Here is a 26,098-nt window from a genome sequence, read left to right on the forward strand (position 1 = left end):
CGTTATGCTTAATTCGCCCCGCGTTTGTGTTCAGGTGCAAAGTATCTACGTTGAATCACAGTCGATACCGGAAGAAGAACGTTTTGTCTTCGCTTACACCATCACCATCCGCAATCTGGGGCGTTTTAATGTACAACTGCTTCGCCGTTACTGGCTGATTACCAACAGTAACGGCCGCCAGACTGAAGTCCAGGGCGAAGGGGTTATCGGTGAGCAGCCTTTGATCCTGCCCGGCAATGAATTTCACTATACCAGCGGCGCGATTTTAGAAACGCCGCTGGGCACGATGGAAGGCCATTATGAAATGGTCGCACAAGACGGTGAAGCCTTCCGTGTGCCCGTTCCGGTCTTCCGCCTCGCCATCCCTACGCTGATAAATTAATCCTCATGTCGACATATCTTATTGGTGATGTTCACGGCTGCATCGATGAACTCAAGGCGCTATTGGCGCAGGTGGATTTTGATCCGCAAAATGATGTCCTGTGGTTAACAGGCGATCTGGTTGCACGCGGCCCGTCTTCCCTCGAAGTGCTGCGTTTTGTCAGCGGTTTGGGCGATTCGGTGCGTATGGTGCTCGGTAACCATGATTTGCATCTGCTGGCGGTTTACGCGGGGATCAGTTTTAACAAACCGAAAGACCGTATTACGCCATTACTGGAAGCAGAAGATGCGGATGAGCTGATCAACTGGCTGCGACGCCAGCCGGTGTTGCAGGTAGATGAAGAGCTTAAGCTGGTCATGGCGCACGCCGGGGTCACACCGCAGTGGGATCTCGAAACCGCGCAGATGTGTGCCCGTGAAGTGGAATCCGTGCTGAGCAGCGATACTTATCCGCTGTTTCTGGATGCAATGTATGGCGACATGCCCAACAACTGGCATCCGGAGCTTTCCGGTCTGGCTCGTCTGCGGTTCAGCACCAACGCCTTTACCCGTATGCGCTACTGTTTCCCCAACGGTCAGCTGGATATGATTTGCAAAGATGTGCCGGAAAGCGCGCCAAAACCGCTCAAACCCTGGTTTGATATTCCGGGTCCGGTACAGGAAGCGGGTTATAGCATTGCGTTTGGTCACTGGGCGTCGCTGGAAGGAAAAGGCGCACCGGAAGGCATTTATGCACTTGATACCGGCTGTTGCTGGGGCGGCGATCTGACGATGTTACGCTGGGAAGATAAAACCTACTTCACGCAGCCGTCAAACCGTCACAGTGAAAAAGAACATTCTGAGATCCCGAAAGTGATTTAATTCAATCTCAGGCAATCAGATAGCAAAAAGGCACCTGCGAAGGGTGCCTTTTTATTGTCACACATCCCACGCGCTCGTGGGATCAGGCGCGACGATCAAGAATTTCGAAGCAATAGCCGTGCGAGTTTTGCTCATCCGCATCATGGAATTCGCTGAACGTGCTTTCCCAGTCATCCGGCTCGTAGTCAGGGAAATGCGTGTCGCCTTCCACTTCTGCATCGATGTGAGTCAGATATAAACGGTTGGCTTTTGGCAGCATCTGTTCGTACACGCGGCCTCCGCCCATCACCATCACTTCTTCCACATCACCGGCAGCAGCCAGCGCAGCGTCAACAGACGTTACCCAGGTCACGCCTTCATGCTCGCCAGGTTTAGTGCTGATGACGATATTCAGCCGGCCAGGCAAAGGGCGTCCGATTGACTCAAACGTCTTGCGTCCCATGATGACAGGTTTGTTAAGCGTATTACGCTTGAACCAGGCCAGATCACCGGGTAAATGCCAAGGCATAGCGTTTTCCATGCCAATAACGCGATCGGTCGCCAGTGCGGCGATCAGGCTAATAATCATTGTGAAGCCCTGTGTAGAAAAGGAATTGGTGCGTGACCCGAAAAAAGAGCTGACACTATACGGAAAGCCCTATCAGCCGTCGATAGGAAGACCTGCGCTTTACAAAGATATAAGAGAGCTTTAACTGTGCCGGGATATTCCCCGTCAAAAGTACCAGTTCAGGCGGTAAAGGGCGGTCAAAAGCAGGAAGCTTTCGCCGTAATCCAGTCGAAAATGCTGAGCCCTTCCTTTGCAACTTGCATTGTTCATCCACGCTGTACAACAACCCTTACACACCGGGGCGTTTACGGTACAGATCATTATAGCTGCCTGCAAAAAAAGCAATAAGAGTGATTTAACTTGCCGGGGATTGGCGTATTATGCCGCCTTCTTTTGTTCTGAACATTGACGACGGTTATTTTCATGCTTGAAACCACCCTTTTTGTTGCCAGTATCGCCTTCCTCGGCATGCTTTCTCCCGGCCCTGATTTCTTTCTGGTCATCAAAAATGCAGCCCGCTATCCCCGCATGGCCGCACTCATGACGTCACTGGGTGTCATCTGCGGTGTGATCACGCATATGTCTTACTGCGTGGCCGGTCTGGCGGTAGTGATCACCACGACGCCGTGGTTGTTCGATTTGCTGAAATACGTCGGTGCCGCATACCTGATTTGGGTCGGTATTCAGGCGCTGTTCTCGCGCAGCAACAGCAAGATGAATCTCGATGGCCTGGAACCACAGCAGGTGAAAATGCGTACGGCTTTCGTGCAGGGCTATCTGTGTAATCTGCTCAATCCTAAGGCGACGCTGTTCTTCCTGGCGATGTTCACGCAGGTCTTGCAGATCAACTCCACCGTCGGTGAAAAACTGTGGTATGCCTCGATTATCGTCGGCCTGTCAGCAATCTGGTGGCCGTCACTGGCGTTACTGATCCAGAGCCCGCCGGTGCGTCGCGGTCTGGCAAAAGCGCAGAAGATAATCGATAAGCTGCTGGGTGGCGTGCTGATTGGTTTGGGTATTAAAGTCGCGCTTAGCTAAGTTCAGAAAGAAAAAAACCGGTGCATCAGGCACCGGCTTTCAGTTTTGAGTCTGTTTACCCCTTCGCTTCAATCACCTCTTTCTCCGGGGCTTTTCCGTCAATACTGCCGCGCCAGCCATGTTGCTGATCGGATGCCAGACGCTCCTGATCCTGCTCGATCGCTGCCGTCAGCATATCTTTCGCACGTTGCATGCTGGCAATGCGGAATTCGGTATCTTCATAATTCTCGAGAGTTGCTTCCAGCATTTTCAGGTTATAACGGCGGAACAAATCGGCTTTCTCGCGGGCTTCATAGGCATCCAGCCCCAGCGCTTCCAGCACATCGCGGCCGACACGCAGTGACCCTTCGAACAGTTCACGCTCCGGTGCTTCCACACCTAACTGACGCAGCTGATACCAGTGGTCAACATCACGGGCACGGGCGATCACTTTAAGATTAGGGAAGTGCTCTTTCGCCAGCGCAGTCAGCTGAAGGTTTGCTTCCACATCATCAATGGCGTTAATCAACACTTTGGCCTGCGCCGCACCGGCCGATTCCAGCAAATCAACGCGGGTGGCATCGCCGTAAAACACTTTGGTGCCAAATTTACGCAGCGTTTCGATATGGTCCGGATCGTGATCCAAAACCACGGTATGTACATTGTTTGCCAATAACAGACGACCGGCAATCTGACCAAAGCGGCCGAAACCGGCGATAATTACCTGCGCATTTTCTTCATCGATGGTGTCCTGCGGACGGTCATCTTTTGGCGCGTTGCGTTCAAGCCGCGCGGACAGCACCAGCAGCAGCGGTGTCACCGCCATGGAAAGCGCCACGGCCAGCGTCAAGGCTTTCGACCATTCCACCGGCAACACACCGGCCATTTGCGCGGTACTGAAAATCACGAAGGCAAATTCACTGCCCTGCCCGATTAAAATGGCAAACAGGCCACGCTGTTTTTTCGGCACACCCAGCCACGGCGCAATCAGCCACAGTAACGCAGCTTTCAGCGCCATAAATCCGACCAGCAATGTGGCGATCAAAAGCGGCTGATGGACCAGCGTACCGAAGTCGATAGACATACCGACACCGATAAAGAACAGGCCGAGGAGCAGCCCTTTGAACGGCTGAATATCGCTTTCCAGCGCGTGACGGTATTCCGAACTCGCCAGCAATACGCCCGCCAGAAACGCACCCATCGCCATCGACATCCCGGCCATTTCCAGCAAAATACCAAAACCGAATACCAGAAACAGCGCAACAGCACTGAACACTTCGCGCATACCGGAACGTGCGACGAAGTGCAGTAAAGGCCGGGTGACATAGCGTCCGAGCAGAATAACCAGCACCAGCGCGCCCGCTACTTTTACCGCCGAGAGCCCAAAGCTCATGAGTGTGGTCGCTTCACCGGTGCTCGCCAGTAACGGGATCATCGCCACCAGCGGGATCGCAGCGATATCCTGGAACAGCAACACGGCGAACGAACTGCGGCCGATCGGTGAAGCTGTCAGACTGCGTTCACTCATCGCCTGCATGGCAATCGCCGTTGAAGACAACGCGAGCGTCAGGCCAATCAGCAGCGCGATTTTCCAGTCGAGGCCGAGGAAATAACAGAAGGCGCTGAGCACCACGCCACAGCCGACCATCTGGATACTGCCGCCGCCAAATACTGAGGCACGCATCGTCCACAACCGTTTTGGATCCAGCTCCAGTCCGATGACAAACAGCATCAGCACCACGCCGATTTCCGCAAAGGTCAGTATCGACTCTGCATCAGAGACCAGTTTCAGTCCCCACGGGCCGATAATACAACCGGCAATCAGATAACCGAGCACTGATCCCAGCCCCAGTCTTACTGCAATCGGCACAAACAGCGCCGCGGAGCCGAGATAAATCAGCCCTTCTATCATCAGGTTATGGTTATCCAAAATCCACCTCCGGCGGGCAGCCTTCTTTCAGGCTCAGACAGGCAGTCAGGCGACGGCGATACTCTTCGCCTGCCGCTTTCAGCGCAATTTCGTCACAAACGAAGGTGTTATGGACAGCAAAATACGGCAGCCAGTGCATACCGCAGTAAATGGCTGTCGCCTGTAACGGCTGCGCCAGCACGTCGAAATCGGGATGATCACCCAGCTCGAAATGATGCTCATTGCCACCGGTCGTCACTGCCCACAGGCAATGTTTGCCGTTGAGCGCATTGCCTTCGTGACCGTAAGCCCAGCCGTGCTCGAGCACTTTGTCGATCCAAAGCTTCATCAGCGGCGGCAGGCTGTACCATTGGATTGGATGCTGGAATACCACCAGATCTGCCCGTTCGACCGCTTTCTGTTCAGCGGCAATATCGATATTAAAATCAGGGTAAAGGTCATACAGCGAGCGCACTTCGACGTTGGGCAAATCGCTCACGGCCGCCAGTAATCCCTGGTTGGCCCGCGAATGGCGCGGATAAGGATGGGCGTAAATGATTAAAATCATGCAGGTCTCTTGTCTTATTAGCTTTACTTCAGCATACGCAATTTTGGGCTTTCTGGTAAAAAGTCCACGCGTTATACCTAAATAATTCGCATCGCAGGAAGTCGGAAGTGAAGAAATCCCGATGAGCTTACTCAGGTAAGTGATTCGGGTGACTGAATGTAGCCAACGCATCGGCGATTTGAAGTATGACGGGTATAAAATGAAAAAGGCGCAGCTTTCGCTACGCCTTTTACCGACTGTAACCCGTCAATTATCCCATTAGCCTTTGATTTTCGCGTGCATTTCCTGCACTGAAATCACCTGTTCGGTCGGGTCAGAGGACAGCGCCATCGCGGTGGCGAACCCCCCGTTGAGCGTGGTGTCGTAATGCACTTTGTATTGCAGCGCACTGCGACGGATAAGCTTGGAGTCTTCAATCGCCTGACGGCCCGCCGTGGTGTTGACGATGTACACATATTCGCCGTTCTTGATACGGTCCTGAATATGCGGACGGCCTTCATGCACCTTGTTGACCAGACGCGGGTTAATCCCGGCTTCGCCCAGCACTACCGCAGTACCGTGGGTTGCATCCAGCTCGAAACCGCGTTTGAGCAGTTTCGCGGCTAAATCTACCACACGGCCTTTGTCGCCTTCGCGGACAGACAACAGAGCGCGGCCGGCTTTCTTCATGCCAGAGTTACTGCCCAGCTGCGCTTTGGCAAAGGCTTCAGCGAAGGTGCGGCCGACGCCCATGACTTCACCGGTCGAACGCATTTCCGGCCCCAGAATCGGGTCAACACCAGGGAATTTGTTAAACGGCAGCACCACTTCTTTCACAGAGTAGTAAGGCGGGATAACTTCTTCGGTCACGCCCTGCTCTGCCAGCGTCTGACCCGCCATCACACGCGCCGCCACTTTCGCCAGCGGTACACCGGTTGCTTTGGAAACAAACGGTACGGTACGTGCAGCACGCGGGTTAACTTCAATCAGGTAGACTTCGTTGTTCTTCACTGCAAACTGGACGTTCATCAGACCACGAACACTCAGTTCGAATGCCAGTTTCTCAACCTGCTGACGCATCACATCCTGAATTTCCTGGCTCAGCGTGTAGCACGGCAGTGAACATGCAGAGTCACCGGAGTGAACGCCCGCCTGTTCGATGTGCTCCATGATGCCGCCAATCAGCACGCGTTCGCCGTCGCAGATAGCATCAACGTCAACTTCAACCGCGTCATCCAGGAAGCGGTCCAGCAGAACAGGCGCGTCGTTGGAAACGCTGACCGCATTCTGGAAGTAACGGCGCAGGTCGATTTCGTCGTATACAATTTCCATCGCACGGCCGCCCAGTACATAAGACGGGCGCACCACCAGCGGATAACCGATACCGGCGGCTTTTTCGACGGCGTGTTCGATAGTCGCCACCGTGGCGTTCGCCGGTTGTTTCAGACCCAGACGGTGAACCGTCTGCTGGAAACGCTCACGGTCTTCGGCACGGTCAATGGCATCAGGGCTGGTGCCGATAATTGGCACGCCAGCGGCTTCAAGTTCGCGCGCCAGTTTCAGCGGAGTCTGGCCGCCGTACTGAACAATCACGCCTTTCGGCTGTTCGATACGCACGATTTCCAGCACGTCTTCCAGTGTGACGGATTCGAAGTACAGACGGTCGGAAGTGTCGTAGTCGGTAGACACGGTTTCCGGGTTACAGTTAACCATGATGGTTTCGTAACCGTCTTCGCGCAGCGCCAGCGAGGCGTGTACGCAGCAATAGTCGAACTCGATACCCTGACCGATGCGGTTTGGACCACCGCCCAGCACCATAATTTTTGGTTTGTCATTGGTCGGGTTGGATTCGCACTCTTCTTCATAGGTGGAGTACATGTACGCGGTATCTGTAGAGAATTCCGCCGCACAAGTATCGACACGTTTGTAGACCGGATGCAGGTTGTATTTGTGGCGCAGTTTGCGCACTTCGCTTTCCGATACACCAACCAGTTTCGCCAGGCGCAGATCCGCGAAACCTTTGCGCTTGAGCATGCGCAGATAGTCGTGGGTCAGGATGTTGAAGCCGCCTTCCTCCACTTCATTTTCCAGTTTCACCAGTTCTTCAATCTGCACCAGGAACCAGCGGTCCACGTTGGTCAGGTTGAAGATACCGTCAACGGACATCCCGGCACGGAAAGCATCGGCGATGTACCAGATACGCTCGGCACCGGCTTCTTTCAGCTCGCGACGGATTTTGGTCAGTGCTTCCGGGTCGTCCAGGCTCACTTTAGGGTCGAAACCACTCGCGCCCACTTCCAGACCGCGTAACGCTTTCTGCAGAGATTCCTGCTGCGTGCGGCCAATCGCCATCACTTCACCGACAGATTTCATCTGTGTAGTCAGGCGGTCGTTGGCACCGGCAAATTTCTCGAAGTTAAAGCGAGGAATTTTGGTCACGACGTAGTCGATAGAAGGTTCGAATGACGCCGGAGTTTTACCGCCGGTGATGTCGTTCATCAGTTCATCGAGGGTGTAACCCACCGCCAGTTTCGCCGCGACTTTAGCAATCGGGAAACCGGTCGCTTTAGAGGCCAGCGCGGAAGAGCGTGATACACGCGGGTTCATTTCGATAACAATCAGACGGCCATTCTTCGGGTTTACCGAGAACTGGACGTTTGAACCCCCGGTTTCTACGCCGATTTCACGCAGTACCGCCATCGAGGCGTTTCGCATGATTTGGTATTCTTTGTCGGTCAGAGTCTGAGCAGGCGCCACGGTGATGGAGTCACCGGTGTGGATACCCATCGCATCGAAGTTTTCGATAGAGCAGACGATGATGCAGTTGTCGTTTTTATCACGCACCACTTCCATCTCGTACTCTTTCCAGCCAATCAGCGACTCATCAATCAGCAGCTCTTTGGTTGGGGAAAGATCCAGACCGCGTTCGCAAATCTCTTCGAACTCTTCACGGTTATACGCGATACCGCCACCGGTGCCGCCCATGGTGAATGATGGACGAATGATGCACGGGAAGCCGACGTCAGCGGCAACCGCCAGCGCTTCTTCCATGGTGTGTGCGATACCGGAACGCGCAGTGTCGAGGCCGATTTTCTTCATCGCCACGTCGAAACGGCGACGGTCTTCCGCTTTATCAATCGCATCGGCAGTTGCGCCAATCATGGTCACGCCGAATTCTTCCAGCACGCCCTGGCGTTCCAGTTCCAGCGCACAGTTCAGTGCGGTCTGGCCGCCCATGGTTGGCAGCACGGCGTCCGGACGTTCTTTTTCGATAATCTTGCGCACCACTTCCCAGTGAATTGGCTCGATGTAAGTCGCATCGGCCATCTCAGGGTCAGTCATGATGGTCGCCGGGTTGGAGTTCACCAGAATGACGCGGTAACCCTCTTCACGCAGCGCCTTACAGGCCTGCGCACCCGAGTAGTCAAATTCACAAGCCTGGCCGATAACAATCGGGCCGGCGCCCAGGATCAGGATGCTTTTTATGTCTGTACGTTTTGGCATTTTTTCTTGCTCCTGATTTATTTGCCTATAAGAGTGGCGTCGTTTTTATTTGTAGCGCGAAAAGCTTCAATCAGTTCAATGAAGTGGTCGAACAGCGGAGCCGCATCGTGCGGGCCCGGGCTCGCTTCCGGGTGGCCCTGGAAACTAAACGCCGCTTTATCTGTGCGATGAATCCCCTGCACCGTGTGGTCGAACAGTGATTTGTGAGTCACACGCAGGTTAGCCGGCAGGCCGGTTTCATCAACCGCAAAACCGTGGTTCTGGGCGGTGATCATTACGATATCTTTATCGATATCTTTCACCGGGTGGTTACCGCCGTGGTGGCCGAGCTTCATTTTGACTGTCTTCGCGCCGCTGGCCAGAGCCAGTAACTGATGGCCAAGACAGATGCCGAATACCGGAATATCAGTTTCGAGGAAAGTTTTGATGGCCGCGATAGCATAATCGCAAGGCTCCGGGTCACCCGGGCCGTTGGACAGGAAGATGCCGTCCGGATTCATTTTCAGAACTTCTTCTGCCGGCGTTTGCGCCGGAACTACCGTCAGGCGGCAACCGCGATCCACCAGCATGCGCAGGATATTGCGTTTCGCGCCGTAGTCGTAGGCCACCACATGGAATGGCAGCTCTTCAGATTTCTTCACTTCCGGCAGCTCGCCTTCCAGCGTCCAGCTGCCTTGTTGCCAGCTGTAGGATTCTGTCGTGGTGACTTCTTTCGCCAGATCCATCCCTTTCAGCCCCGGGAATGCCTTTGCTTTTTGCAGCGCCAGTTCAGCATCCGGTGAATCGCCCGCAATGATGCAGCCGTTCTGCGCGCCTTTTTCACGTAACAGGCGGGTCAGTTTGCGGGTATCAATGTCGGCGATGGCAACGATGTTGTTGCGCTTGAGATAATCTGAGAGGTTTTCTTCACTACGGTAGTTGCTGGCAATCAGAGGTAAATCGCGAATGACCAGGCCTTGAGCATGTACTGCGGAGGATTCTGCATCAGCGGCGTTAGTGCCGACATTACCGATATGGGGATAAGTGAGAGTGACAATCTGGCGGGAATAGGAAGGATCAGTGAGGATTTCTTGATAACCGGTCATCGACGTATTGAAGACCACTTCCCCCACTGCCGACCCTTCTGCCCCGATGGCCCGACCGTGGAATTGGGTTCCGTCTTCCAGAACCAATAGCGCTGACTTTATCAAAGCATCCTCCAAGAATAATAAATCACAATATCTGCATATTAATTCAGATAACCCGATCTAAATCAATGCAAAAATCGCTCCCAAAGGCAATTTTTGGCAAATTGCGCGCATTCTAATGATGGCAGTTCCGTTTGTCTACCAAAAGCACCAATATTTCTATCCTTTTCGCACAACTCAGAGAAAAGGCTCTATGACTGCCATAAAAATAGCGTCTAAGTGAGCATAGTAACCGTTTGCGGGAGAGGATGTCTGAAAAATGACGAAGAAAGCGGGATTATTGCAGAACGGTAGCGTTGCCATGTGTAAAAAACGAACAACCCGTCATTAAAAACCGGAGATAACATCACAAAAAAACCATCAGACAAAAAAAATCAATCCAATGTGTTTTTTTAAATAAAAAGAGAAGGGCAATCAAGGAACTGCCCTTTTATCAAAAGATTATGACCAATACAACCACATCACATCTAAATCATTTATTACAAATCATCTAATCCGAGCACATCCCGCATGTCATAAAGACCCGTTTTATGCGAGAAAATCCACTTCGCGGCACGAACAGCGCCATTAGCGAACGTCATGCGGCTGGAAGCCTTATGGGTAATCTCTACACGCTCACCGATATCTGCAAACATCGCGGTATGTTCACCGACGATATCGCCGGCACGAATAGTGGCAAAACCAATACTTTTTGGATCACGTTCGCCGGTATGACCTTCACGGGCATACACTGCGCAATCTTTGAGATCGCGTCCTAATGCACCTGCAATCGCTTCACCCATCGCCAGTGCTGTACCTGATGGTGCATCTACTTTATGACGGTGGTGCGCTTCTACGATTTCAATATCCGTGTAATCGCCCATGACTTTGGCCGCTTTTTCCAGCAGCTTGAGGACAACATTCACGCCGATGCTGAAGTTGGCCGCAAAAACGACCGGAATAACCTCTGAAGCCTGCTGAATTGCAGCCTTACCGGCATCATCAAAGCCTGTAGTCCCGATAATCATGCCTTTAAGGTGTTTCTGGCAGAATTCGAGGTGGCCCAGGGTGCCTTCCGGACGGGTGAAGTCGATCAGGATATCGAAGTCATTTACCACAGCATCCAGGTTGTCATGCACTTTAATGCCCGCATTACCCACACCGGCCAGTTCGCCCGCATCGGCACCGACTAAGGAAGAGCCCGGACGCTCCAGCGCTGCGCCTAACACTACGCCATCGGCATCAGACACAGCCTGAATCAGCTGCCGGCCCATGCGGCCTCCAGCGCCAACAATGGCCATGCGAATATCTGCGTTACTCATAATTACTCTCTTCTTATAGGGGTTCTGCCGTAAAACAGAATCAGGTTATCGGCCCCGCCATGAGGGAGCCAGCGAAATTGCCTCATAATTAGAAAATTATGATACAGGCCGGTTAATATCAGTAAAAGCCATCCGGTTTCAGGTTACTAAACGTAGAATTTTGTGTTAAACCGCAGATGGAACTGGAACTTGCCTGACTGAATCCACGGCAAAGCCCGTAAACGCCCTATTCGCATAATCATGCAGTATCGTGCATAAACTTTACGATTCAAACACCTCAGTCACCTTTTCACCCGCCTTCCTGATTTTAACACCGTCCTTCAGGGCACCGTCTGACAATATGTTATTCAGGATAAAAGCGAATATGACGCCAATATCTGCAAGCGTTTAAGTCCTGCTCCTGCAATGACAAATAAAACAGCAAACGCCACTTTTCTTAGATCTGAAACATTAAATTTTTATTATATGTAGATAAATAATATTGATAAATACAATGATTGTGGTAATAAATAGCAACCTAATTTTAACTACCGAAATTTGATTTTAGCGCAGTTAAAATAAGTAGCCAGGCTTCATAAGGCGCGTCTTCACCCTTACCAGACAGTCATCGGTGAGGGGAAAAATAAAAATACAGGGCCAATATTGTTACCGATTTTTCGGATCATTATGTTGGCACAGGGACTTAATATGAAATTCAAACTAAACAAAGTCGCACAAGCGACGTCGGCTGGCCTGTTGTTCGGCTTAGCCTCTTTCGCTTCACACGCAGAAATCACCCTGATTAAACAAGATCCGCAGCCGAACGATCCGCTGAGCCGCCTGCAATTTCAGGTTGGCGGGAGCATTCGTCCGCAGTGGCAATTCCAGAACGGCGTGAAAAACTACAAAACCAACGGTTTTGATGGCGGCACGCGTTTTCGTTTCTCCACTGATTATTATTTGTTTGATGATATCAGCTGGATTAACTACTACGAGCTGGGTGTCAATCTGCCGGCAATTACAGGCTGGGATAACCATTATGCGAAAGGGGCTCATAACACCACCCGTCGTATGCTCTATACCGGTCTGAAAAGCAAAACCTACGGTCAGCTGACCTTCGGCCAGCAAAACAGCGTTTATTACGATGTGGTCGGTGCGAAAACCGATATCTGGGATTACGACATGCTCGCCCAGGCGCCAGGCAATGGTGTGAACGGCGACTACGATGGTTCTTACCGCTCACGTAAGATGCTGAAATACAAAAACACCTTTGGTGATGCGGACGTTTATGCATCCTACCTGTTTGAAGACAGCGAACTGCTGACCGGCAAAAATGGCCTGCGTTACAAACGTAACGGCGGCGGTTCCGTCGGTGTGGATTACCACATCACCAAAGAGCTGACGTGGGGTACTGCGTACAACTACACCGACGCAGAAATGAGAAATCCGGGCGATAACACGTCTAAAGACTACAACCAGAGCATTATCGGTACCGCACTGAGCTGGAAACCAGGCAACTGGACAGCCTCCTTCGGTGGCGGTTACTACCATGACTTCCTGACCACGGGCCTGAAAAATGAAGACCAGTTCTTCGCAGGTGATGCATACGGTCTGGAATACTTCCTGGGCTACGCCTTCCCAATCAATCAGCTGGCCGTCAAAACTATCCAGCCATACTTCATGGGTGACCGTCTGACCTATGTGACTGGCCGCGATTACCAGCGTATTGATAACGGTCTGGGTGTGTCTTTCCAGCTCGACTACGGTTTCCGTGTTGATTACGAACACGTGTTCACGTCTTCTACCGATAACCTCGGTGATATGAACCTGATCCGTTTGCGTTACGACTTCTAAGCCTTAACGGCTAAGCTTTAAGGGCCAGCTTTACGTCTTATTGACGGGCTGGCCCTTTCTTTTTACATCATTTCATCTATCCCGCGAACGCAAAGCCAGACTAGACTCATAGAGACAGCTGTCGCTATATCCACTTTGTAACCTGCAGGAGAGCTTTGCGATGTCAGCATTTTTCCGGTCCGACGTAACTGCCATTGGCGACTATCGAGCCGAATTGGGTGAAACTCCCGTCTGGTGCCAGCGCACACAATCTTTGCTTTGGGTCGATATTCTGGCTCAGCGCGTTCTGCGCTACTGGCCTGATACCGGGCAAACCGAAATTCATGAACTTCCCGCTCTCACCAGCGCCGTATTGCTGACTGAAAAGAGAAATCAGTTTTTGCTGGTTTCCGTCGATGGGATCCATCTCTACGATTACGAACAGAAATCCCGCCAGAAGCTTTGCGATTATCCTGGTGCAGAAGGTACGCGTCCTAATGAAGCCGCTGTCGCCCCCGACGGCTCGCTGTGGTTTGGCACGCTCGATATAAAAGAAGAGAAAGACAACGGCGAATGGTTCCGCTATGAAACGGGCGATGAAAAACCTGAGATGATGCTCGACGGAGTCGGGTGTACCAACACGCTGGTCTGGTATGAAGGCAAAGTCTGGTTCGCCGACAGCAAGAAAAAACGCTTCTTTTCCGCCAACGCCCGCCGGATCAATCCGCTGAAAATATCCTGTTTTTCTTCGGGCGATAAAATCCCCGACGGCTCAGCACTGACACAAAATGGCTGGCTGATCACTGCCTGCTGGGGTTCAAAATGTTTGCTGCGCCAGCAAATTAATCAGGGCGAATTACTGACGCTGGATACGCAACCGGTGCCGGTCACACAACCGAGTTGCTGCACGTTTGGTGGTCCGGATATGACAGAGCTGTTTATCACCTCAGCCCGCAAAAATCTCGACGCGCCGCATGCACTGGAAGGTGCGTTATTGCATGTGGAAACGACAACGGTCGGGATACCGCAAAACTTGTTTAAACTCTGATGTAGTGAGGCGCCGGACAACCGGCGTTTACCTACCCTCTCTGGAACTTCGCACTTGCGCAAGACTCACGGATCACCAGCGATGGGGGCAAAATGATCCGTTTCGGCGGTTCGTCATTCCCCTGGATCCGGCTATATAAAAGCTCCCCGGCTTTGCGCCCTATTTCACGTGCCGCAACGGAAACCGTGGTGAGGCCTGGCTGAACCAGTGAAGCTTCTGAAATATCATCAAACCCTACCAGCGAAAAATCGCGGCCGATGACTTTATCTTTTTGCCGCAGCGCCAGCATGACACCTAACGCCACAATATCCTGATAACACACCGCCGCCGTAATCTGCGGGAAAGCGGCCAGTAACGCGGTACAGGCCTGCGCGCCGGAACTCTGTGTCGCTTCGCAACTGACTATCCATTCGCTGCGCACGGGGATCTGATTTTCCAGTAATTTACTGCTGTAACCTCCCAGACGCTGAGCGCGGGTCGAGGATCCTTCCTGTCCGCCAATAAACGCAATATTCCGGTGTCCCTGATTGAGCAAATGTTGTGTCGCCAGTTGGATGCCGAGAAAGTTATCCGTTCCTACATAATCGAACCCGCTGTCCGGGGGAGAGCGAACCGCCATAATTACCGGGATTTGGCGCCGTCTGAGGCTTTCATAAAACAGCGCCGGAGTTTGTCTCGCCGCACACATCACCATACCGCTGGCGCTGTTTTGCAGCAGGGAATCGACAAACCGTTGCTGCCGCTGTGCCGATTCCGCCGTATTGGCCAGAAATAACATCATCTGATGACTTTCCATCTCGTCACTTAATCCCGCCGTCATTTCTGCATAGAAGGGATTGGTGATGTCATGCAGTAACAGCCCGACCTGATTGCTGCTCCGGTTGCGCAGATTCGCCGCCGTCTGGTTATAGACGTAGCCCAGTTTTTCCAGAGCAGCCAGCACCCGTTTGCGGGTCGCGTCCGAAATCCGCCCCTGGTTGCGCAGAACCAAGGATACCGTTGCCGTAGAAACCTGAGCATGCGCTGCGACGTCAGCCAGCGTAATGGTTGCCATCGCAACCTCCTGTGTGAATCTTCTGCGTGAATAATGACAAGATAAATCGATTAACCTAAAAATGTGCATTTTTATCATTATTTTCGTGAGCACTCTCACAACATGTCCACTATCGGCCTGTTTCATCCGGTTTCTTGAGGTTAATCCCATTTAGCAGCCTAGTGCAGCAGGCAGTTAATCGATTAATCTTAATTTCAGAAATGCTTAAAAATACAACACCAGAGGGAAAGCGGAATATGTCATCACCACTACGTACTGCCTCTTACGATAAATCCCCGGAAATTTACGTTCAGGGTTTTGAACTTGCCGCGTGTGAAGGATGGGAAACCATTGCCCGCACACTTTTGCAGAAAATCACCCAGCGTAGCGCGACCAAAACCGTACTGGTGATTGACTGTTATCCGGGCGTGGATCTCACTGAGTTGCAGGATCATATGATTCAGGCGTTGCCAGCCACCCTGACCGTCGATGCGGACCAGGCCAAACGCTCAGAGGCGGACATCCACGCGCTGATCAAACGCAATCTGACTGACGATCGTGTCTTTGGCGTCATCTCATGCCATCAGTTAGATGAGTTTTTTGACAGTGACAAAATCCGCGACCTTCAGGCGAAAATCAGCGCGGCGGAAGGTCTGGTGGTGGTGTACGGTCCCGGCGCGGCACTGATTACCCGTGGTGACATTCTGGTTTATGCCGATCTGGCCCGCTGGGAAATTCAGCAGCGGTATCGCCGTGGCGAACTGGGGAACTGGGGCGTCAACAATACCGATGAAGATATTTTGCGCCGCTATAAACGTGCCTTTTTCATTGAGTGGCGCGTGTTTGACCGCCACAAAACACCGCTGCTGAAATCGGCGGATTTCATTCTCGATACCAATCGCCCGCAACATCCGGTGATGGTTTCCGGCGAAGCTTTCCATGCCGGACTGCGCCAGACCACAGCGCAACCTTTTCGCGTCGTCCCCTTCTTTGACCCCGGCGTCTGGGGCGGTCAGTGGATGAAGCATCAGTTTGATCTCGACCCGGAAGCCCCGAACTACGCATGGTGTTTTGATTGCGTGCCCGAGGAAAACAGCCTGCTAATGCGTTTCGGCAACGTTCGGGTTGAGATCCCCTCTCAGGATCTGGTTTTACTCTACCCACAGGCTCTGCTGGGTGAAAAAGTCCATGCGCGTTTTGGCGCAGAATTCCCGATCCGCTTTGATTTTCTCGATACTATTGGAGGCCAGAATCTAAGCTGTCAGGTGCATCCGCTTACCGAATATATTCAGCAAAACTTTGGCATGCACTATACGCAGGATGAGAGCTACTACATTCTCGCCGCCGAGCCGGATGCTGAGGTGTATCTGGGTATCAAAACCGGCATTGAGCCACAGGCCATGCTTGAGGATTTGCGGGCCGCACAGCGGGGTGAAAAGGCTTTTGACGATGAGAAGTTCATCAACCGTTTCCCGGCAAAAGCACACGATCATTTTCTGATCCCTGCGGGTACGGTTCACTGCTCTGGCGCAGGCACCATGGTGCTGGAAATCAGCGCTACACCTTATATTTTCACCTTCAAACTCTGGGACTGGGGACGAGTGGGTCTCGACGGACTTCCGCGCCCTGTTCATATTGAGCATGGTGAACAGGTGATTGATTGGCAGCGCGATACCGCCTGGGTGCAGTCCCACCTGATCAACCATATCGAACCGCTGGGGCACGGCGAAGGCTGGCGCGAAGAACGCACCGGCTTGCATGAGCGCGAGTTTATTGAAACCCGTCGCCACTGGTTCAGCGAAGCTGTCGATCACCACACTGAAGGCCGCGTCAACGTTCTGAATCTGGTTCAGGGAGATGAAGCCATTGTTGAAAGCCCGGACCATCGTTTCGAACCTTTCACCGTCCATTACGCTGAAACTTTCATTATCCCTGCTGCCGTGGGCGCATACCGCATTCGCCCGGTTAACCCGGACGGGAAAACGCTGGCAACTCTCAAAGCCTGGGTAAGGGGATAAACATGATTCATGTCATTCTGGCCACGCACGGCAAACTCGCAGAGGGACTTCTGGACAGCGCAAGGATGGTTTATGGCGAACTGGCGCAGACCTCTTTCGTCAGCCTGCGGGAAGAAGGCGGCATTGAAGCTTTTAAAAAGGAATTTGCCCGCGAAATCGAACTCAGAAGTGAGCACGCAGACGGCATTCTGGTGCTTTGTGATATGCAATCCGGTACGCCCTGGAACGTGGCGTGCTGCCATGCCTTTTCGCCGGACGCGCCCACACCGGTGGCTGCCCTCTGCGGCGTGAATTTCCCTATGCTGCTCATGAGCATGGATTATCTCAAAGAGAACGATGTCTTTCATGTTGCCGAAATTCTGGTCCGGCAAACAGCAGAAACGATATTTTTCGCCACGCCCCCGCTCGCCCAATCAGACGAAGAATTCTAAGGAGTCATTATGGCTTTATCTTTTGTACGCATCGATGACCGGGTCATTCACGGGCAACTGGTGACGCGCTGGGCGAAAGAACTCCCCTGCGACGGCATTGTGGCTATTGATGACGAGGTGGCCGCAGATCCACTGCTTTCTTCCGTGATGAAAGGGGCGGTTTCCGATACTAAAGTCTGGCTGTTCGACATCGCCACAGCAATCGCTAAATTACCCAAAGTGATCGCCAGCGATAAGCGCTATTTCGTCATCGGAAAATCACCGGTGACGTTGCAGCGTCTGGCACAGGCTGGGATCGATCTCACTAATCTGAATAAAAAAATCAACGTCGGCCCGATGAGTTCGCGCAGCAACACTCGGGTCATCGGCCCCAATCAGTCAGTGAACTCGCAAGAAATCGAAGCTTTCAACTATCTCAGTGAACTCGGATACCGGATCGAATTTCGACTGGTGCCGGATAGCAGCTTTTATACGTGGCAGGATGCCCAAAAAAAACTCAATTAACAGGGGTGGCTTATGTGGTTTGAAGCAACACTTATCGGGATCCTGTGTTATCTCGGTGCACTCAGTACGCCGTGGCTGTTGGGCCTGACAGGAGGCTGGTATACCATCACCCGCCCCTTAGTCTCAGGCATGTTAGTCGGCCTGGTTCTGGGCGATGTAACGACCGGCATCATCATCGGCGTGGCCGTTCAGGCAGTGTATATCGCCCTGGTGACGCCGGGAGGATCGATGCCTTCTGATCTCAACTTTGTCGCTTTCCCGGCGATAGCATTAGGGATCTTATCCGGCAAAGGCACTGATGTCGCCGTGGCACTGGCGGCCACCATTGGTATTGCCGGTACCATTTTGTTCAACGCTATGATGGTTCTGAACTCCTACTGGAATCATCGTGCCGACGTGTCGCTGGAAAAAGGCGACGATCGCGGTGTGTATTTCAACAGTGCAATCGGCCCTCAGATCACCAACTTTTTACTTAGATTCATCCCTACCTTTATTGCCGTGTTTTTCGGCGCACAGTACATCAGCGCCTTTATGGACAGCCTGCCCGCGATGATCATTACCACCATGAGCGTGGTCGGAGGCATTCTGCCAGCGGTTGGGATCGCCATCCTCCTCAAACAGATTATAAAAAGCTACACGCTGTGGATTTACTTTCTGGTGGGTTTCATCTGCATCGTCTTTTTGCATCTGAACATGGTGGCGCTGGTGATCGTCGGTGCCCTGCTGTCTTTGATTCACTATAACTACAAACCGGAGCCGGTCAGCGCCAGCGCGTCACCGACACCCGCTAATGACGAGGATGAATTCTGATGAATACCACACCCGTTTTACTCGATAAAAAGGATCTGCGCCGCTGCTGGCGGGCATGGATGATGTACAACCTGTCGTCCATGAGTTTTGAGCGGCTGGAGTCGTTCGGTTTTTGCCTGAGCATGATGCCTGCTATCAAAAAACTCTACAGCGATCCCAAACAACGTATTGAAGCCATGCGTCGCCATGCGTCTTTTTATAATACTGAACCGCAAATCGGCGCCATTGTTAATGGTATGGCCGTAGGGTTAGAAGAGAAAAAGGCCAACGGTGAGCCGATTGATGGCGAAGCCATCAACACCCTGAAAGTCGGGCTGATGGGGCCAATAGCCGGGATCGGGGATTCGATGATCCCTGGGATGCTTATCCCAATCTTACTCAGTATTGGTATGGCGCTGGCCGCCGGTGGCAGCATCATCGGGCCGCTGTTTTACATCCTCTCCTTTAACGCGATCATGATCGGCGGTTCCTACTGGCTGTTCATGAAAGGTTACCGGATGGGATCAGGTTCAGTGGAAATGCTGGTCAGCAACAAGTCGAATAAGGCGCGTGAGGCGCTTTCCCTGTTAGGGGTATTCGTCATGGGCGGCGTGGCAGCCAGCTATGTCAAACTGGGAACCAACCTGCAGTTCGTCACCAAAGATGGCGTGAATATTCACGTCCAGCAGATGATTGACGGGATTTTCCCTCAGCTTATGCCATTGGTCGTCGTGGTCAGTGTCTGGTATTTCATGGCCAAACGGGGCTTGTCACCGGTAAAAGCGATGTTAAGTTTACTGGTTCTGGCAGCACTCGGCGTCGCAGTGGGCGTATTTGGATAAAAGTTAAATCGTCTTTCTGAGATAACACGGGCGACATATTCAGTCGCCCGTTTTTATTGAAATATCCGTCATATCAGGGCACAAAATTCACCCATTTATTCGCAACGCTTCCCGGATCAGAGATGAACTGAAAGCGCGCCGGATCCTGTTCAAACTGCCGGTAAAGCGGTTCATCTGTGATACCAAATTCTACATATTGTCTTGGATGCGTCGCATACAGGCGGGTCGGCGAATAGTGGGGATTTCGCTGCCAGGTAATGTGATCGCCCTGCAGCAGAGGATACCAGGCTAAACCTTTATGCTGACGAACGGCATCATATTCAAAGCCATACTCGCGATCGCACCAGGCCGCAAAAGTCAGCGGCACATGAGGGTCGGCGGAAATAGTGGCATGCGCCCAACCCGGCGGTACCAATACTTTATCTCCCGGCGCGGCATGGATAGCAAAACAGCGGCCCGGTTCCTGCTCCACATATTCCTGCATGTAAATCACCGCTTTTCCCTGCCAGATTTCATACAGCTCCGGCGGAGACCATCCGCTGTGCTGGCTGATACGGTGAACATGCCCCTGACTGCGCACCGGTTCATCCCCGAGACGTCCGCAAGCATAGGTCACCACACCAAACAGAAGCATCCGGTTTTGTAATTCCTGATAATGGATTTTGCGGGCAACATCCATGGCAATCGCGTAGACCTGTTCCGGTCCGTCACAGGTGGGATCGCGCAACGAAGGCCGGATCTGATCCAGCGTTCGGATCTCCGGCACCGGCCCTGTGACGTCTTCCTGATAAATAAATCCCATTGGCTGCTGCGTAATACTCAGCGGCAGTCCGAAATCCTGAAGGCTGGAATCAGACACCGGCAACCTCCAGCGACACTTTGCCATCGCGATCAAAAACCCGTATCCGAAAGCCATCAGGCTGCAAACTCTGGTAATCATGCCCCGCGATAACAGGCCAGACGGCTAAGGCTGAAAGCACATCGTGACCGGTATTCACCAGACGGTGAGCGGTAAAAGAAGGGATATGGTGAACGCTGCCGGCAAAAACCTGCTCGGTATAGGCCGGGGCATTTTCAGGCTGCAGCAATAAAATGCCTTCACCGCGCAGACCAAAATAAAATTCGGCCTGTTCACGGCGCTGATGGAAATGTCCCCGCGTCATGAAGAACTCGTCAGCCACTTTACCCGGCATCAGGTGAGTCGTGCCGGTGTGGAGTTCCCCTTCCTGCTGGGGAGATGCCAGCATTTCAACGTGATAGACCTCAAAATCCTCTGGCAATGCTTTACGCGCTGCATCATCGGAAAAAACCCCCTGAAGATCGCGCATACAGGTCGATTTGTGCTGAACATTTATGGCATCAAAGTGCCCAGTGAGCAGGTCAACCCGAACGGGTAAACCGGAACTCGCAGTCATCTCTATATTTCGCATCTGTAAACTCCGCCCAAGGAAAAACAGACGATTTCAGTATAAAAGGTTAATCGATTAATCTCTATGCAATGAAAAGAAAAATGGGATGCCGGTCAGGGCATCCCATTCTCTGAAACACATTGTCTGAAACAAAAGCTTGAACACTTTAATGTCAGTCGATCTGTTTCACATCCACACGCAGCTCTTTCGGCACTTCGAACACGATATTTTCTTCGCGTCCTTCGATGTTAATCACATCAAGACCACCGAAAGTTTTCAGCTTGCTGATCACGTCCTGCACCAGAATATCGGGGGCGGATGCGCCTGCCGTTACGCCAATGCTTTTCGCATCTTTCAGCCAGCTTTCCTGAATATCTGCCGCCGAGTCGATGAGATAAGAAGGCACGCCGACGCGCTGAGCGAGTTCCGCCAGTCGGTTAGAATTCGAGGAGTTCTTCGAACCGACCACCAGCACAACATCCGCGCCATCTGCCAGTGTACGCACGGCTTCCTGACGGTTCGTGGTGGCGTAACAAATGTCGTCTTTGCGCGGCCCGATGATTTTCGGGAAACGCTGGCGCAAAGCGTCAATCACTGCTGAAGTATCATCAACCGACAGCGTGGTTTGCGTCATAAAGCACAGGTTGTTTTCGTCTTTCACCTGCAATTTATACACATCCTCCGGTGCTTCAACCAGATACATTCCCCCGTTAGGGTTACTGTACTGGCCCATTGTGCCTTCCACTTCCGGATGTCCGGCATGACCAATCAAAATGGCTTCGGTGCCTTTACGACTGGCACGCGCCACTTCCATATGCACTTTGGTCACCAGCGGACAGGTCGCATCAAACAGCATCGTCAGGTCGCGTGCTTTCGCTTCTGCGCGTACTGCCTGCGAAACACCGTGGGCGGAGAAAATCAGGATTGAGCCATCCGGCACTTCGCTGATTTGCTCGATGAAAATAGCGCCGCGCTGACGCAGGCTGTCGACCACATAGCGGTTGTGGACCACTTCGTGACGCACATAAATCGGTGCGCCGTAAATTTCCAGCGCACGCTCAACGATACTGATTGCGCGGTCAACGCCTGCGCAAAACCCTCTCGGGTTAGCCAGCAATATCTGCATGTTTCCCCTCAAGCTCCGGGTCGATTTCCAGCACTTCAATATCGAAATCGATATGTTGCCCTGCCAGCGGATGGTTGAAATCTACAGTAATCGAATCGTCTGTCACTTCGCGCACCACGCCCGGCATCTCGCTACCATCACGGCCGCTGAACAACATGATGGTGCCGACATCCGGCACCCCTGTTTCCTGAAAATCACGGCGGGAGAAGAACTGAACCAGATCCGGATTTTTGGTACCAAATGCAGATTCTGGGGCTAACGTAAACGCACGTTTATCCCCGACATTCAGCCCTAACAGCTGATTTTCAAGCGCGTCAGACAAGCTGCTGTCGCCAAGGCGAAACAGCGCAGGTTTCCCATTGGCGCGGGTTGATTCTGCCGTCGAGCCGTCTTCCAGCTTCAACGTAAAATGCACCAGCACGGCGCTGTCGTGTTTCACCTGTTGAGACATAATTCTTATCCTTTGCTCTTCGTAGCTTCATTCGGTTTAGCCAGAAAACCTTCCAGCACCACCATTGCCGCACCGACGCAGATAAAGCTGTCGGCCAGATTGAAGGTCGCGAAGTGCCAGTTACCGACATAGAAATCGATAAAGTCGACCACGAAACCGTGATACAGGCGGTCAAACAAGTTGCCGAGTGCGCCACCGATAATCATGGCGAAGGCAATATTGTTCAGCTTTTGCTTCGCGTTGCCGCGGTACATCAGCACGACTAATGCCACGACGATAACCAGTGCGATTAACGCAAAGAACCAGCGCTGCCAGCCGCCTTTATCTGCCAGGAAACTGAATGCAGCCCCGTGATTCTGAGCATAGAACAGATTTAAATACGGGATCAAAGGCATGGATTCACCGAGCTGAAAATTTCCCATAATGAGAAACTTACTGCCCAGATCCACGATAATGACCACGACCGCCAGCCAGAGCCAGCGGAGTCCGGTGGAACAAATCGATTTACTCATTATGCAAACTTACGCTCTTCGCCGTCGCCAGCGATGTTAGTGACACAACGGCCGCAGATCTCGCTGTGTTCCGCGTTCTGGCCGACGTCAGTAGTGTAATGCCAGCAGCGCGGACATTTGTCGCCTTCCGCTTTCGCCAGACCGATTTTCAGGCCTTTGAGCAATTCGCTTGGCACAGCTGCATCATCAGCTTCAGACAGGGCGGCAACTTTCGCACCTGAAGTCAGCAGCACGAAGCGCAGTTCGTTGCCCAGAGAACGCAGGTCAGTCGCCAGTGCATCATCTGCATACAGCGTGACCGCCGCTTCCAGAGAACCGCCCAGACGTTTATCAGCACGTGCCTGTTCAATGACTTTGTTTACTTCGCCACGCACCTTCAGCAGTTCATCCCAGAACGCATCGTTCATGGATTCGTTGCCCGCCAGACCGAACAAACCGTCATACCATTCTTCGGTAAAGACGAATTTCTCACGGTTGCCCGGCAGCTCAGCCCAGATTTCATCTGCGGTAAACGACATGATTGGCGCCATCCAGCGAACCAGTGCTTCGCTGATATAGTACAGCGCAGTCTGGCAGCTGCGGCGAGCGACGCTGTCGCTTTTCGCGGTGTACTGACGATCTTTAATGATGTCCAGATAGAAGGAACCCATTTCGATCGAGCAGAACTGCATCAGGCGCTGAACCACACCGTGGAAATCATAGGCCTCATACGCGGCAATGATTTCTTCCTGTGCGGCTTTGGCACGGCCAACGGCCCAGCGATCCAGCACAACCATCTCTTCCGGAGCCACGCTGTGCAGCGCCGGATCGAAACCGTTAAGGTTCGCCAGCAGGAAGCGCGCGGTGTTACGGATACGGCGATAAGAATCGGCAGCACGTTTGAGAATTTCGTCAGATACCGCGATTTCGCCGGTGTAATCCGTAGACGCCACCCACAGACGCAGGATATCGCCACCCAGCTTATTCATCACGTCTTGCGGCGCGATGGTGTTGCCGATGGATTTAGACATTTTACGGCCCTGACCATCCACGGTGAAACCGTGCGTCAGAACTTGTTTGTAAGGCGCTTTGCCTTTCATTGCCGTCGAGATCATCAGGGAAGACATAAACCAGCCGCGATGCTGGTCAGAACCTTCCAGATACAAGTCCGGTGAATGGCCGTTGAACTCAGGGCGCACATCCACAACGGAAGAATGCGTTGAACCGGAGTCAAACCATACGTCCAGCGTATCCGGCACTTTGACGTAATCAGCAGCATCCGCACCCAGAATGTCTTCCGGATTCAGATCCCACCACGCCTGAATGCCATCCACTTCAACACGCTTAGCGACTTCTTCCATCAGTTCAAGGCTGCGCGGATGCAGTTGTTCAGTGTCTTTGTGAACGAACAGAGACATCGGCACGCCCCACGTACGCTGACGGGAGATACACCAGTCAGGACGGTTAGCGACCATGTTTTCGATACGCGCCTGGCCCCAGTCAGGGATCCACTGCACGCCTTTGATCTCTTCCAGAGACTGCTGACGCAGGCCTTTCTGATCCATGCTGATGAACCATTGTGGCGTAGCCCGGAAGATGATCGGCGTTTTGTGACGCCAGCAGCACGGGTAGCTGTGCGTGATTTTCTCAACGTGCAGCAATGCGCCTTTTTCGCGCAGCAGCTCAACAATCAGATCGTTGGCTTTAAAGACGAATTTACCGTCAAGCGTCGGGTAAGTGCCTGGCAGGTAGCAGCCGTTCGGCCCTACCGGGTTCGCCACTTCCAGACCGTATTTCTGGCCGATAACAAAGTCATCAGGACCGTGGCCTGGTGCGGTATGCACAGCACCGGTACCGGCATCGAGCGTCACGTGGTCGCCCATGATCGCCGGAACGTCGAAACCCAGGAACGGGTGTTTGAAGCGAAGCAGTTCGAGATCTGCACCTTTACACTCGCCCAGCACGGTCCATTCTGCGATACCGGCACGTTTCATGACGCTTTCAACCAGATCGGTTGCGAGGATCAGACACTGACCTTCAACCTGAACCAGCTGATAAGAAAACTCAGGATTGAGTGAAATAGCGCGGTTAGCAGGCATGGTCCACGGTGTGGTGGTCCAGATAACCAGAGAGATCGGGCCATTGAAGGCAGATACGCCAAACTTCGCAGCCACGGCGGCAGCATCAGTCGCGTTGAACGCCACATCAATAGAAGGAGACGCTTTGTCGTAGTACTCAACTTCTGCTTCTGCCAGTGATGAACCGCAATCTGTACACCAGTGAACCGGCTTAGCCCCTTTGTGCAGGTGACCGTTACCGATGATTTTACCCAGCGCACGAATGATGTTGGCTTCAGTTTTGAAGTCCATGGTCAGATACGGATGGTCCCAGTCGCCCAATACGCCCAGACGGATGAAGTCTTTCTTCTGACCTTCAACCTGCTCTGCTGCATATTTACGGCAAGCTTCACGGAATTCGGCCGCAGTGACTTTCTCACCCGGCTTGCCGATCAGTTGCTCGACTTTCAGCTCGATTGGCAGACCATGACAGTCCCAGCCCGGAACATACGGCGCATCAAAGCCCGCCAGCCCTTTGGATTTAACGATCATGTCTTTAAGAATTTTGTTTACTGAGTGACCAATATGAATGCTGCCGTTCGCATACGGAGGGCCGTCATGCAAAATAAAGGTTTTTTTGCCTTTCTTGGCAGCACGAATAATCCCGTACAGATCCTGGTCATACCAATTTTTCAGCATGTCAGGTTCACGCTTGGCCAGATCGCCACGCATCGGGAACCCTGTTTCCGGCAAATTCAGGGTGTTCTTGTAGTCACTCATAGATTCTCGGTTCCGTTTTCGGCTGGATTCCAGGCTTTGTTACACGCCTGTCA

The 26,098-nt window shown here is 52.6% G+C and carries 23 protein-coding genes; 10 read left to right on the plus strand and 13 right to left on the minus strand.

Annotated features, from left to right (window positions below; all coding sequences use genetic code 11):
- The first annotated feature begins 4 nt into the window (after nt 1–4).
- The gene (gene apaG / locus D6C13_RS09275; RefSeq protein WP_112286979.1) at nt 5–382 is read left to right on the plus strand and encodes a Co2+/Mg2+ efflux protein ApaG; all 378 of its coding nucleotides are present in this window, start codon (nt 5–7) and stop codon (nt 380–382) included.
- Nucleotides 383–387: 5 nt separating this feature from the next.
- On the plus strand, nt 388–1,242 hold the full coding sequence (gene apaH, locus D6C13_RS09280) for a bis(5'-nucleosyl)-tetraphosphatase (symmetrical) ApaH (protein WP_120132497.1): 855 nt from the start codon (nt 388–390) through the stop codon (nt 1,240–1,242).
- An 82-nt stretch (nt 1,243–1,324) separates the two neighbouring features.
- On the opposite strand, the gene folA is transcribed toward apaH, so the two are convergent.
- Entirely contained in the window at nt 1,325–1,810 is a 486-nt protein-coding gene (folA, locus tag D6C13_RS09285; protein WP_120132498.1) for a type 3 dihydrofolate reductase, read from the minus strand.
- Nucleotides 1,811–2,212: 402 nt separating this feature from the next.
- Between folA and D6C13_RS09290 the strand changes: the two genes are divergently transcribed.
- Nucleotides 2,213–2,827, plus strand: coding sequence for a LysE family translocator (locus D6C13_RS09290; protein ID WP_120132499.1), 615 nt, complete (start codon nt 2,213–2,215; stop codon nt 2,825–2,827).
- Nucleotides 2,828–2,882: 55 nt separating this feature from the next.
- Here D6C13_RS09290 and kefC read toward each other — a convergent pair whose 3' ends face one another.
- The 5 genes from kefC to dapB form a co-directional block, all read right to left on the minus strand.
- On the minus strand, nt 2,883–4,736 hold the full coding sequence (gene kefC, locus D6C13_RS09295) for a glutathione-regulated potassium-efflux system protein KefC (protein WP_120132500.1): 1,854 nt from the start codon (nt 4,734–4,736) through the stop codon (nt 2,883–2,885).
- Nucleotides 4,729–5,283 carry a glutathione-regulated potassium-efflux system oxidoreductase KefF gene (gene kefF / locus D6C13_RS09300; protein ID WP_120132501.1) on the minus strand — a complete coding sequence of 185 codons (555 nt, stop codon included), beginning with the start codon at nt 5,281–5,283 and terminating at the stop codon, nt 4,729–4,731. Before kefF ends, kefC begins: the two co-directional genes overlap by 8 nt.
- Before the next feature lie 258 nt (nt 5,284–5,541).
- Nucleotides 5,542–8,766: a carbamoyl-phosphate synthase large subunit gene (gene carB / locus D6C13_RS09305; protein ID WP_120132502.1), complete on the minus strand. Its 3,225-nt coding sequence runs from the start codon at nt 8,764–8,766 to the stop codon at nt 5,542–5,544.
- 17 nt (nt 8,767–8,783) lie between these two features.
- Complete coding sequence (gene carA / locus D6C13_RS09310) at nt 8,784–9,956, minus strand: glutamine-hydrolyzing carbamoyl-phosphate synthase small subunit (protein WP_120132503.1); 1,173 nt, start codon at nt 9,954–9,956, stop codon at nt 8,784–8,786.
- 476 nt (nt 9,957–10,432) lie between these two features.
- Nucleotides 10,433–11,254: a 4-hydroxy-tetrahydrodipicolinate reductase gene (dapB, locus tag D6C13_RS09315; RefSeq protein ID WP_120132504.1), complete on the minus strand. Its 822-nt coding sequence runs from the start codon at nt 11,252–11,254 to the stop codon at nt 10,433–10,435.
- A gap of 687 nt (nt 11,255–11,941) precedes the next feature.
- On the opposite strand from dapB, the gene D6C13_RS09320 reads away from it, so the two are divergent.
- Nucleotides 11,942–13,087: a porin gene (locus tag D6C13_RS09320; RefSeq protein ID WP_120132505.1), complete on the plus strand. Its 1,146-nt coding sequence runs from the start codon at nt 11,942–11,944 to the stop codon at nt 13,085–13,087.
- Nucleotides 13,088–13,247: 160 nt separating this feature from the next.
- Nucleotides 13,248–14,114, plus strand: a complete 867-nt coding sequence (locus D6C13_RS09325) for an SMP-30/gluconolactonase/LRE family protein (protein WP_120132506.1) — start codon at nt 13,248–13,250, stop codon at nt 14,112–14,114.
- Nucleotides 14,115–14,145: 31 nt separating this feature from the next.
- Here D6C13_RS09325 and D6C13_RS09330 read toward each other — a convergent pair whose 3' ends face one another.
- A complete protein-coding gene (locus D6C13_RS09330; RefSeq protein ID WP_120132507.1) occupies nt 14,146–15,168 on the minus strand; it encodes a LacI family DNA-binding transcriptional regulator in 1,023 nt (340 codons plus the stop codon).
- A gap of 236 nt (nt 15,169–15,404) precedes the next feature.
- On the opposite strand from D6C13_RS09330, the gene D6C13_RS09335 reads away from it, so the two are divergent.
- The 5 genes from D6C13_RS09335 to D6C13_RS09355 are packed head-to-tail and all read left to right on the plus strand — an operon-like array spanning nt 15,405 to nt 19,731.
- Nucleotides 15,405–17,165: a class I mannose-6-phosphate isomerase gene (locus D6C13_RS09335; protein ID WP_120132508.1), complete on the plus strand. Its 1,761-nt coding sequence runs from the start codon at nt 15,405–15,407 to the stop codon at nt 17,163–17,165.
- Between the two features lie 2 nt (nt 17,166–17,167).
- The gene (locus D6C13_RS09340) at nt 17,168–17,596 is read left to right on the plus strand and encodes a PTS sugar transporter subunit IIA (RefSeq protein ID WP_120132509.1); all 429 of its coding nucleotides are present in this window, start codon (nt 17,168–17,170) and stop codon (nt 17,594–17,596) included.
- A 9-nt stretch (nt 17,597–17,605) separates the two neighbouring features.
- Complete coding sequence (locus D6C13_RS09345; protein WP_120132510.1) at nt 17,606–18,100, plus strand: PTS sugar transporter subunit IIB; 495 nt, start codon at nt 17,606–17,608, stop codon at nt 18,098–18,100.
- A gap of 12 nt (nt 18,101–18,112) precedes the next feature.
- Nucleotides 18,113–18,910: a PTS mannose/fructose/sorbose/N-acetylgalactosamine transporter subunit IIC gene (locus D6C13_RS09350; RefSeq protein ID WP_120132511.1), complete on the plus strand. Its 798-nt coding sequence runs from the start codon at nt 18,113–18,115 to the stop codon at nt 18,908–18,910.
- Complete coding sequence (locus D6C13_RS09355) at nt 18,910–19,731, plus strand: PTS system mannose/fructose/sorbose family transporter subunit IID (RefSeq protein ID WP_120132512.1); 822 nt, start codon at nt 18,910–18,912, stop codon at nt 19,729–19,731. The genes D6C13_RS09350 and D6C13_RS09355 overlap by 1 nt, the downstream gene beginning before the upstream one ends.
- 73 nt (nt 19,732–19,804) lie before the next feature.
- On the opposite strand, the gene D6C13_RS09360 is transcribed toward D6C13_RS09355, so the two are convergent.
- The 6 genes from D6C13_RS09360 to ileS all read right to left on the minus strand — a co-directional run bounded on the left by D6C13_RS09360 (nt 19,805) and on the right by ileS (nt 26,045).
- Nucleotides 19,805–20,533: a glucose-6-phosphate isomerase family protein gene (locus D6C13_RS09360; protein WP_244212668.1), complete on the minus strand. Its 729-nt coding sequence runs from the start codon at nt 20,531–20,533 to the stop codon at nt 19,805–19,807.
- Between the two features lie 49 nt (nt 20,534–20,582).
- The gene (locus D6C13_RS09365; protein ID WP_120132514.1) at nt 20,583–21,146 is read right to left on the minus strand and encodes a glucose-6-phosphate isomerase family protein; all 564 of its coding nucleotides are present in this window, start codon (nt 21,144–21,146) and stop codon (nt 20,583–20,585) included.
- Between the two features lie 166 nt (nt 21,147–21,312).
- The gene (gene ispH, locus D6C13_RS09370; RefSeq protein ID WP_120132515.1) at nt 21,313–22,266 is read right to left on the minus strand and encodes a 4-hydroxy-3-methylbut-2-enyl diphosphate reductase; all 954 of its coding nucleotides are present in this window, start codon (nt 22,264–22,266) and stop codon (nt 21,313–21,315) included.
- Nucleotides 22,247–22,717 carry an FKBP-type peptidyl-prolyl cis-trans isomerase gene (gene fkpB / locus D6C13_RS09375; RefSeq protein ID WP_120132516.1) on the minus strand — a complete coding sequence of 157 codons (471 nt, stop codon included), beginning with the start codon at nt 22,715–22,717 and terminating at the stop codon, nt 22,247–22,249. Before fkpB ends, ispH begins: the two co-directional genes overlap by 20 nt.
- Nucleotides 22,718–22,722: 5 nt before the next feature.
- Nucleotides 22,723–23,229 carry a signal peptidase II gene (gene lspA, locus D6C13_RS09380; RefSeq protein WP_120132517.1) on the minus strand — a complete coding sequence of 169 codons (507 nt, stop codon included), beginning with the start codon at nt 23,227–23,229 and terminating at the stop codon, nt 22,723–22,725.
- On the minus strand, nt 23,229–26,045 hold the full coding sequence (ileS, locus tag D6C13_RS09385) for an isoleucine--tRNA ligase (protein ID WP_120132518.1): 2,817 nt from the start codon (nt 26,043–26,045) through the stop codon (nt 23,229–23,231). Before ileS ends, lspA begins: the two co-directional genes overlap by 1 nt.
- Nucleotides 26,046–26,098: the final 53 nt, after the last annotated feature.

Source organism: Rahnella woolbedingensis, assembly GCF_003602095.1.
In the GTDB taxonomy this organism is placed as follows: domain Bacteria; phylum Pseudomonadota; class Gammaproteobacteria; order Enterobacterales; family Enterobacteriaceae; genus Rahnella; species Rahnella woolbedingensis.

Coding starts and splice junctions, on each gene's coding strand:
- apaG (WP_112286979.1), top strand. CDS start 5: ATGCTTAATTCGCCCCGCGTTTGTGTTCAGGTGCAAAGTATCTACGTT.
- apaH (WP_120132497.1), top strand. CDS start 388: ATGTCGACATATCTTATTGGTGATGTTCACGGCTGCATCGATGAACTC.
- folA (WP_120132498.1), bottom strand. CDS start 1,810: ATGATTATTAGCCTGATCGCCGCACTGGCGACCGATCGCGTTATTGGC.
- D6C13_RS09290 (WP_120132499.1), top strand. CDS start 2,213: ATGCTTGAAACCACCCTTTTTGTTGCCAGTATCGCCTTCCTCGGCATG.
- kefF (WP_120132501.1), bottom strand. CDS start 5,283: ATGATTTTAATCATTTACGCCCATCCTTATCCGCGCCATTCGCGGGCC.
- carB (WP_120132502.1), bottom strand. CDS start 8,766: ATGCCAAAACGTACAGACATAAAAAGCATCCTGATCCTGGGCGCCGGC.
- dapB (WP_120132504.1), bottom strand. CDS start 11,254: ATGAGTAACGCAGATATTCGCATGGCCATTGTTGGCGCTGGAGGCCGC.
- D6C13_RS09320 (WP_120132505.1), top strand. CDS start 11,942: ATGAAATTCAAACTAAACAAAGTCGCACAAGCGACGTCGGCTGGCCTG.
- D6C13_RS09325 (WP_120132506.1), top strand. CDS start 13,248: ATGTCAGCATTTTTCCGGTCCGACGTAACTGCCATTGGCGACTATCGA.
- D6C13_RS09330 (WP_120132507.1), bottom strand. CDS start 15,168: ATGGCAACCATTACGCTGGCTGACGTCGCAGCGCATGCTCAGGTTTCT.
- D6C13_RS09335 (WP_120132508.1), top strand. CDS start 15,405: ATGTCATCACCACTACGTACTGCCTCTTACGATAAATCCCCGGAAATT.
- D6C13_RS09340 (WP_120132509.1), top strand. CDS start 17,168: ATGATTCATGTCATTCTGGCCACGCACGGCAAACTCGCAGAGGGACTT.
- D6C13_RS09345 (WP_120132510.1), top strand. CDS start 17,606: ATGGCTTTATCTTTTGTACGCATCGATGACCGGGTCATTCACGGGCAA.
- D6C13_RS09350 (WP_120132511.1), top strand. CDS start 18,113: ATGTGGTTTGAAGCAACACTTATCGGGATCCTGTGTTATCTCGGTGCA.
- D6C13_RS09355 (WP_120132512.1), top strand. CDS start 18,910: ATGAATACCACACCCGTTTTACTCGATAAAAAGGATCTGCGCCGCTGC.
- D6C13_RS09360 (WP_244212668.1), bottom strand. CDS start 20,533: ATGGGATTTATTTATCAGGAAGACGTCACAGGGCCGGTGCCGGAGATC.
- D6C13_RS09365 (WP_120132514.1), bottom strand. CDS start 21,146: ATGACTGCGAGTTCCGGTTTACCCGTTCGGGTTGACCTGCTCACTGGG.
- ispH (WP_120132515.1), bottom strand. CDS start 22,266: ATGCAGATATTGCTGGCTAACCCGAGAGGGTTTTGCGCAGGCGTTGAC.
- fkpB (WP_120132516.1), bottom strand. CDS start 22,717: ATGTCTCAACAGGTGAAACACGACAGCGCCGTGCTGGTGCATTTTACG.
- lspA (WP_120132517.1), bottom strand. CDS start 23,229: ATGAGTAAATCGATTTGTTCCACCGGACTCCGCTGGCTCTGGCTGGCG.
- ileS (WP_120132518.1), bottom strand. CDS start 26,045: ATGAGTGACTACAAGAACACCCTGAATTTGCCGGAAACAGGGTTCCCG.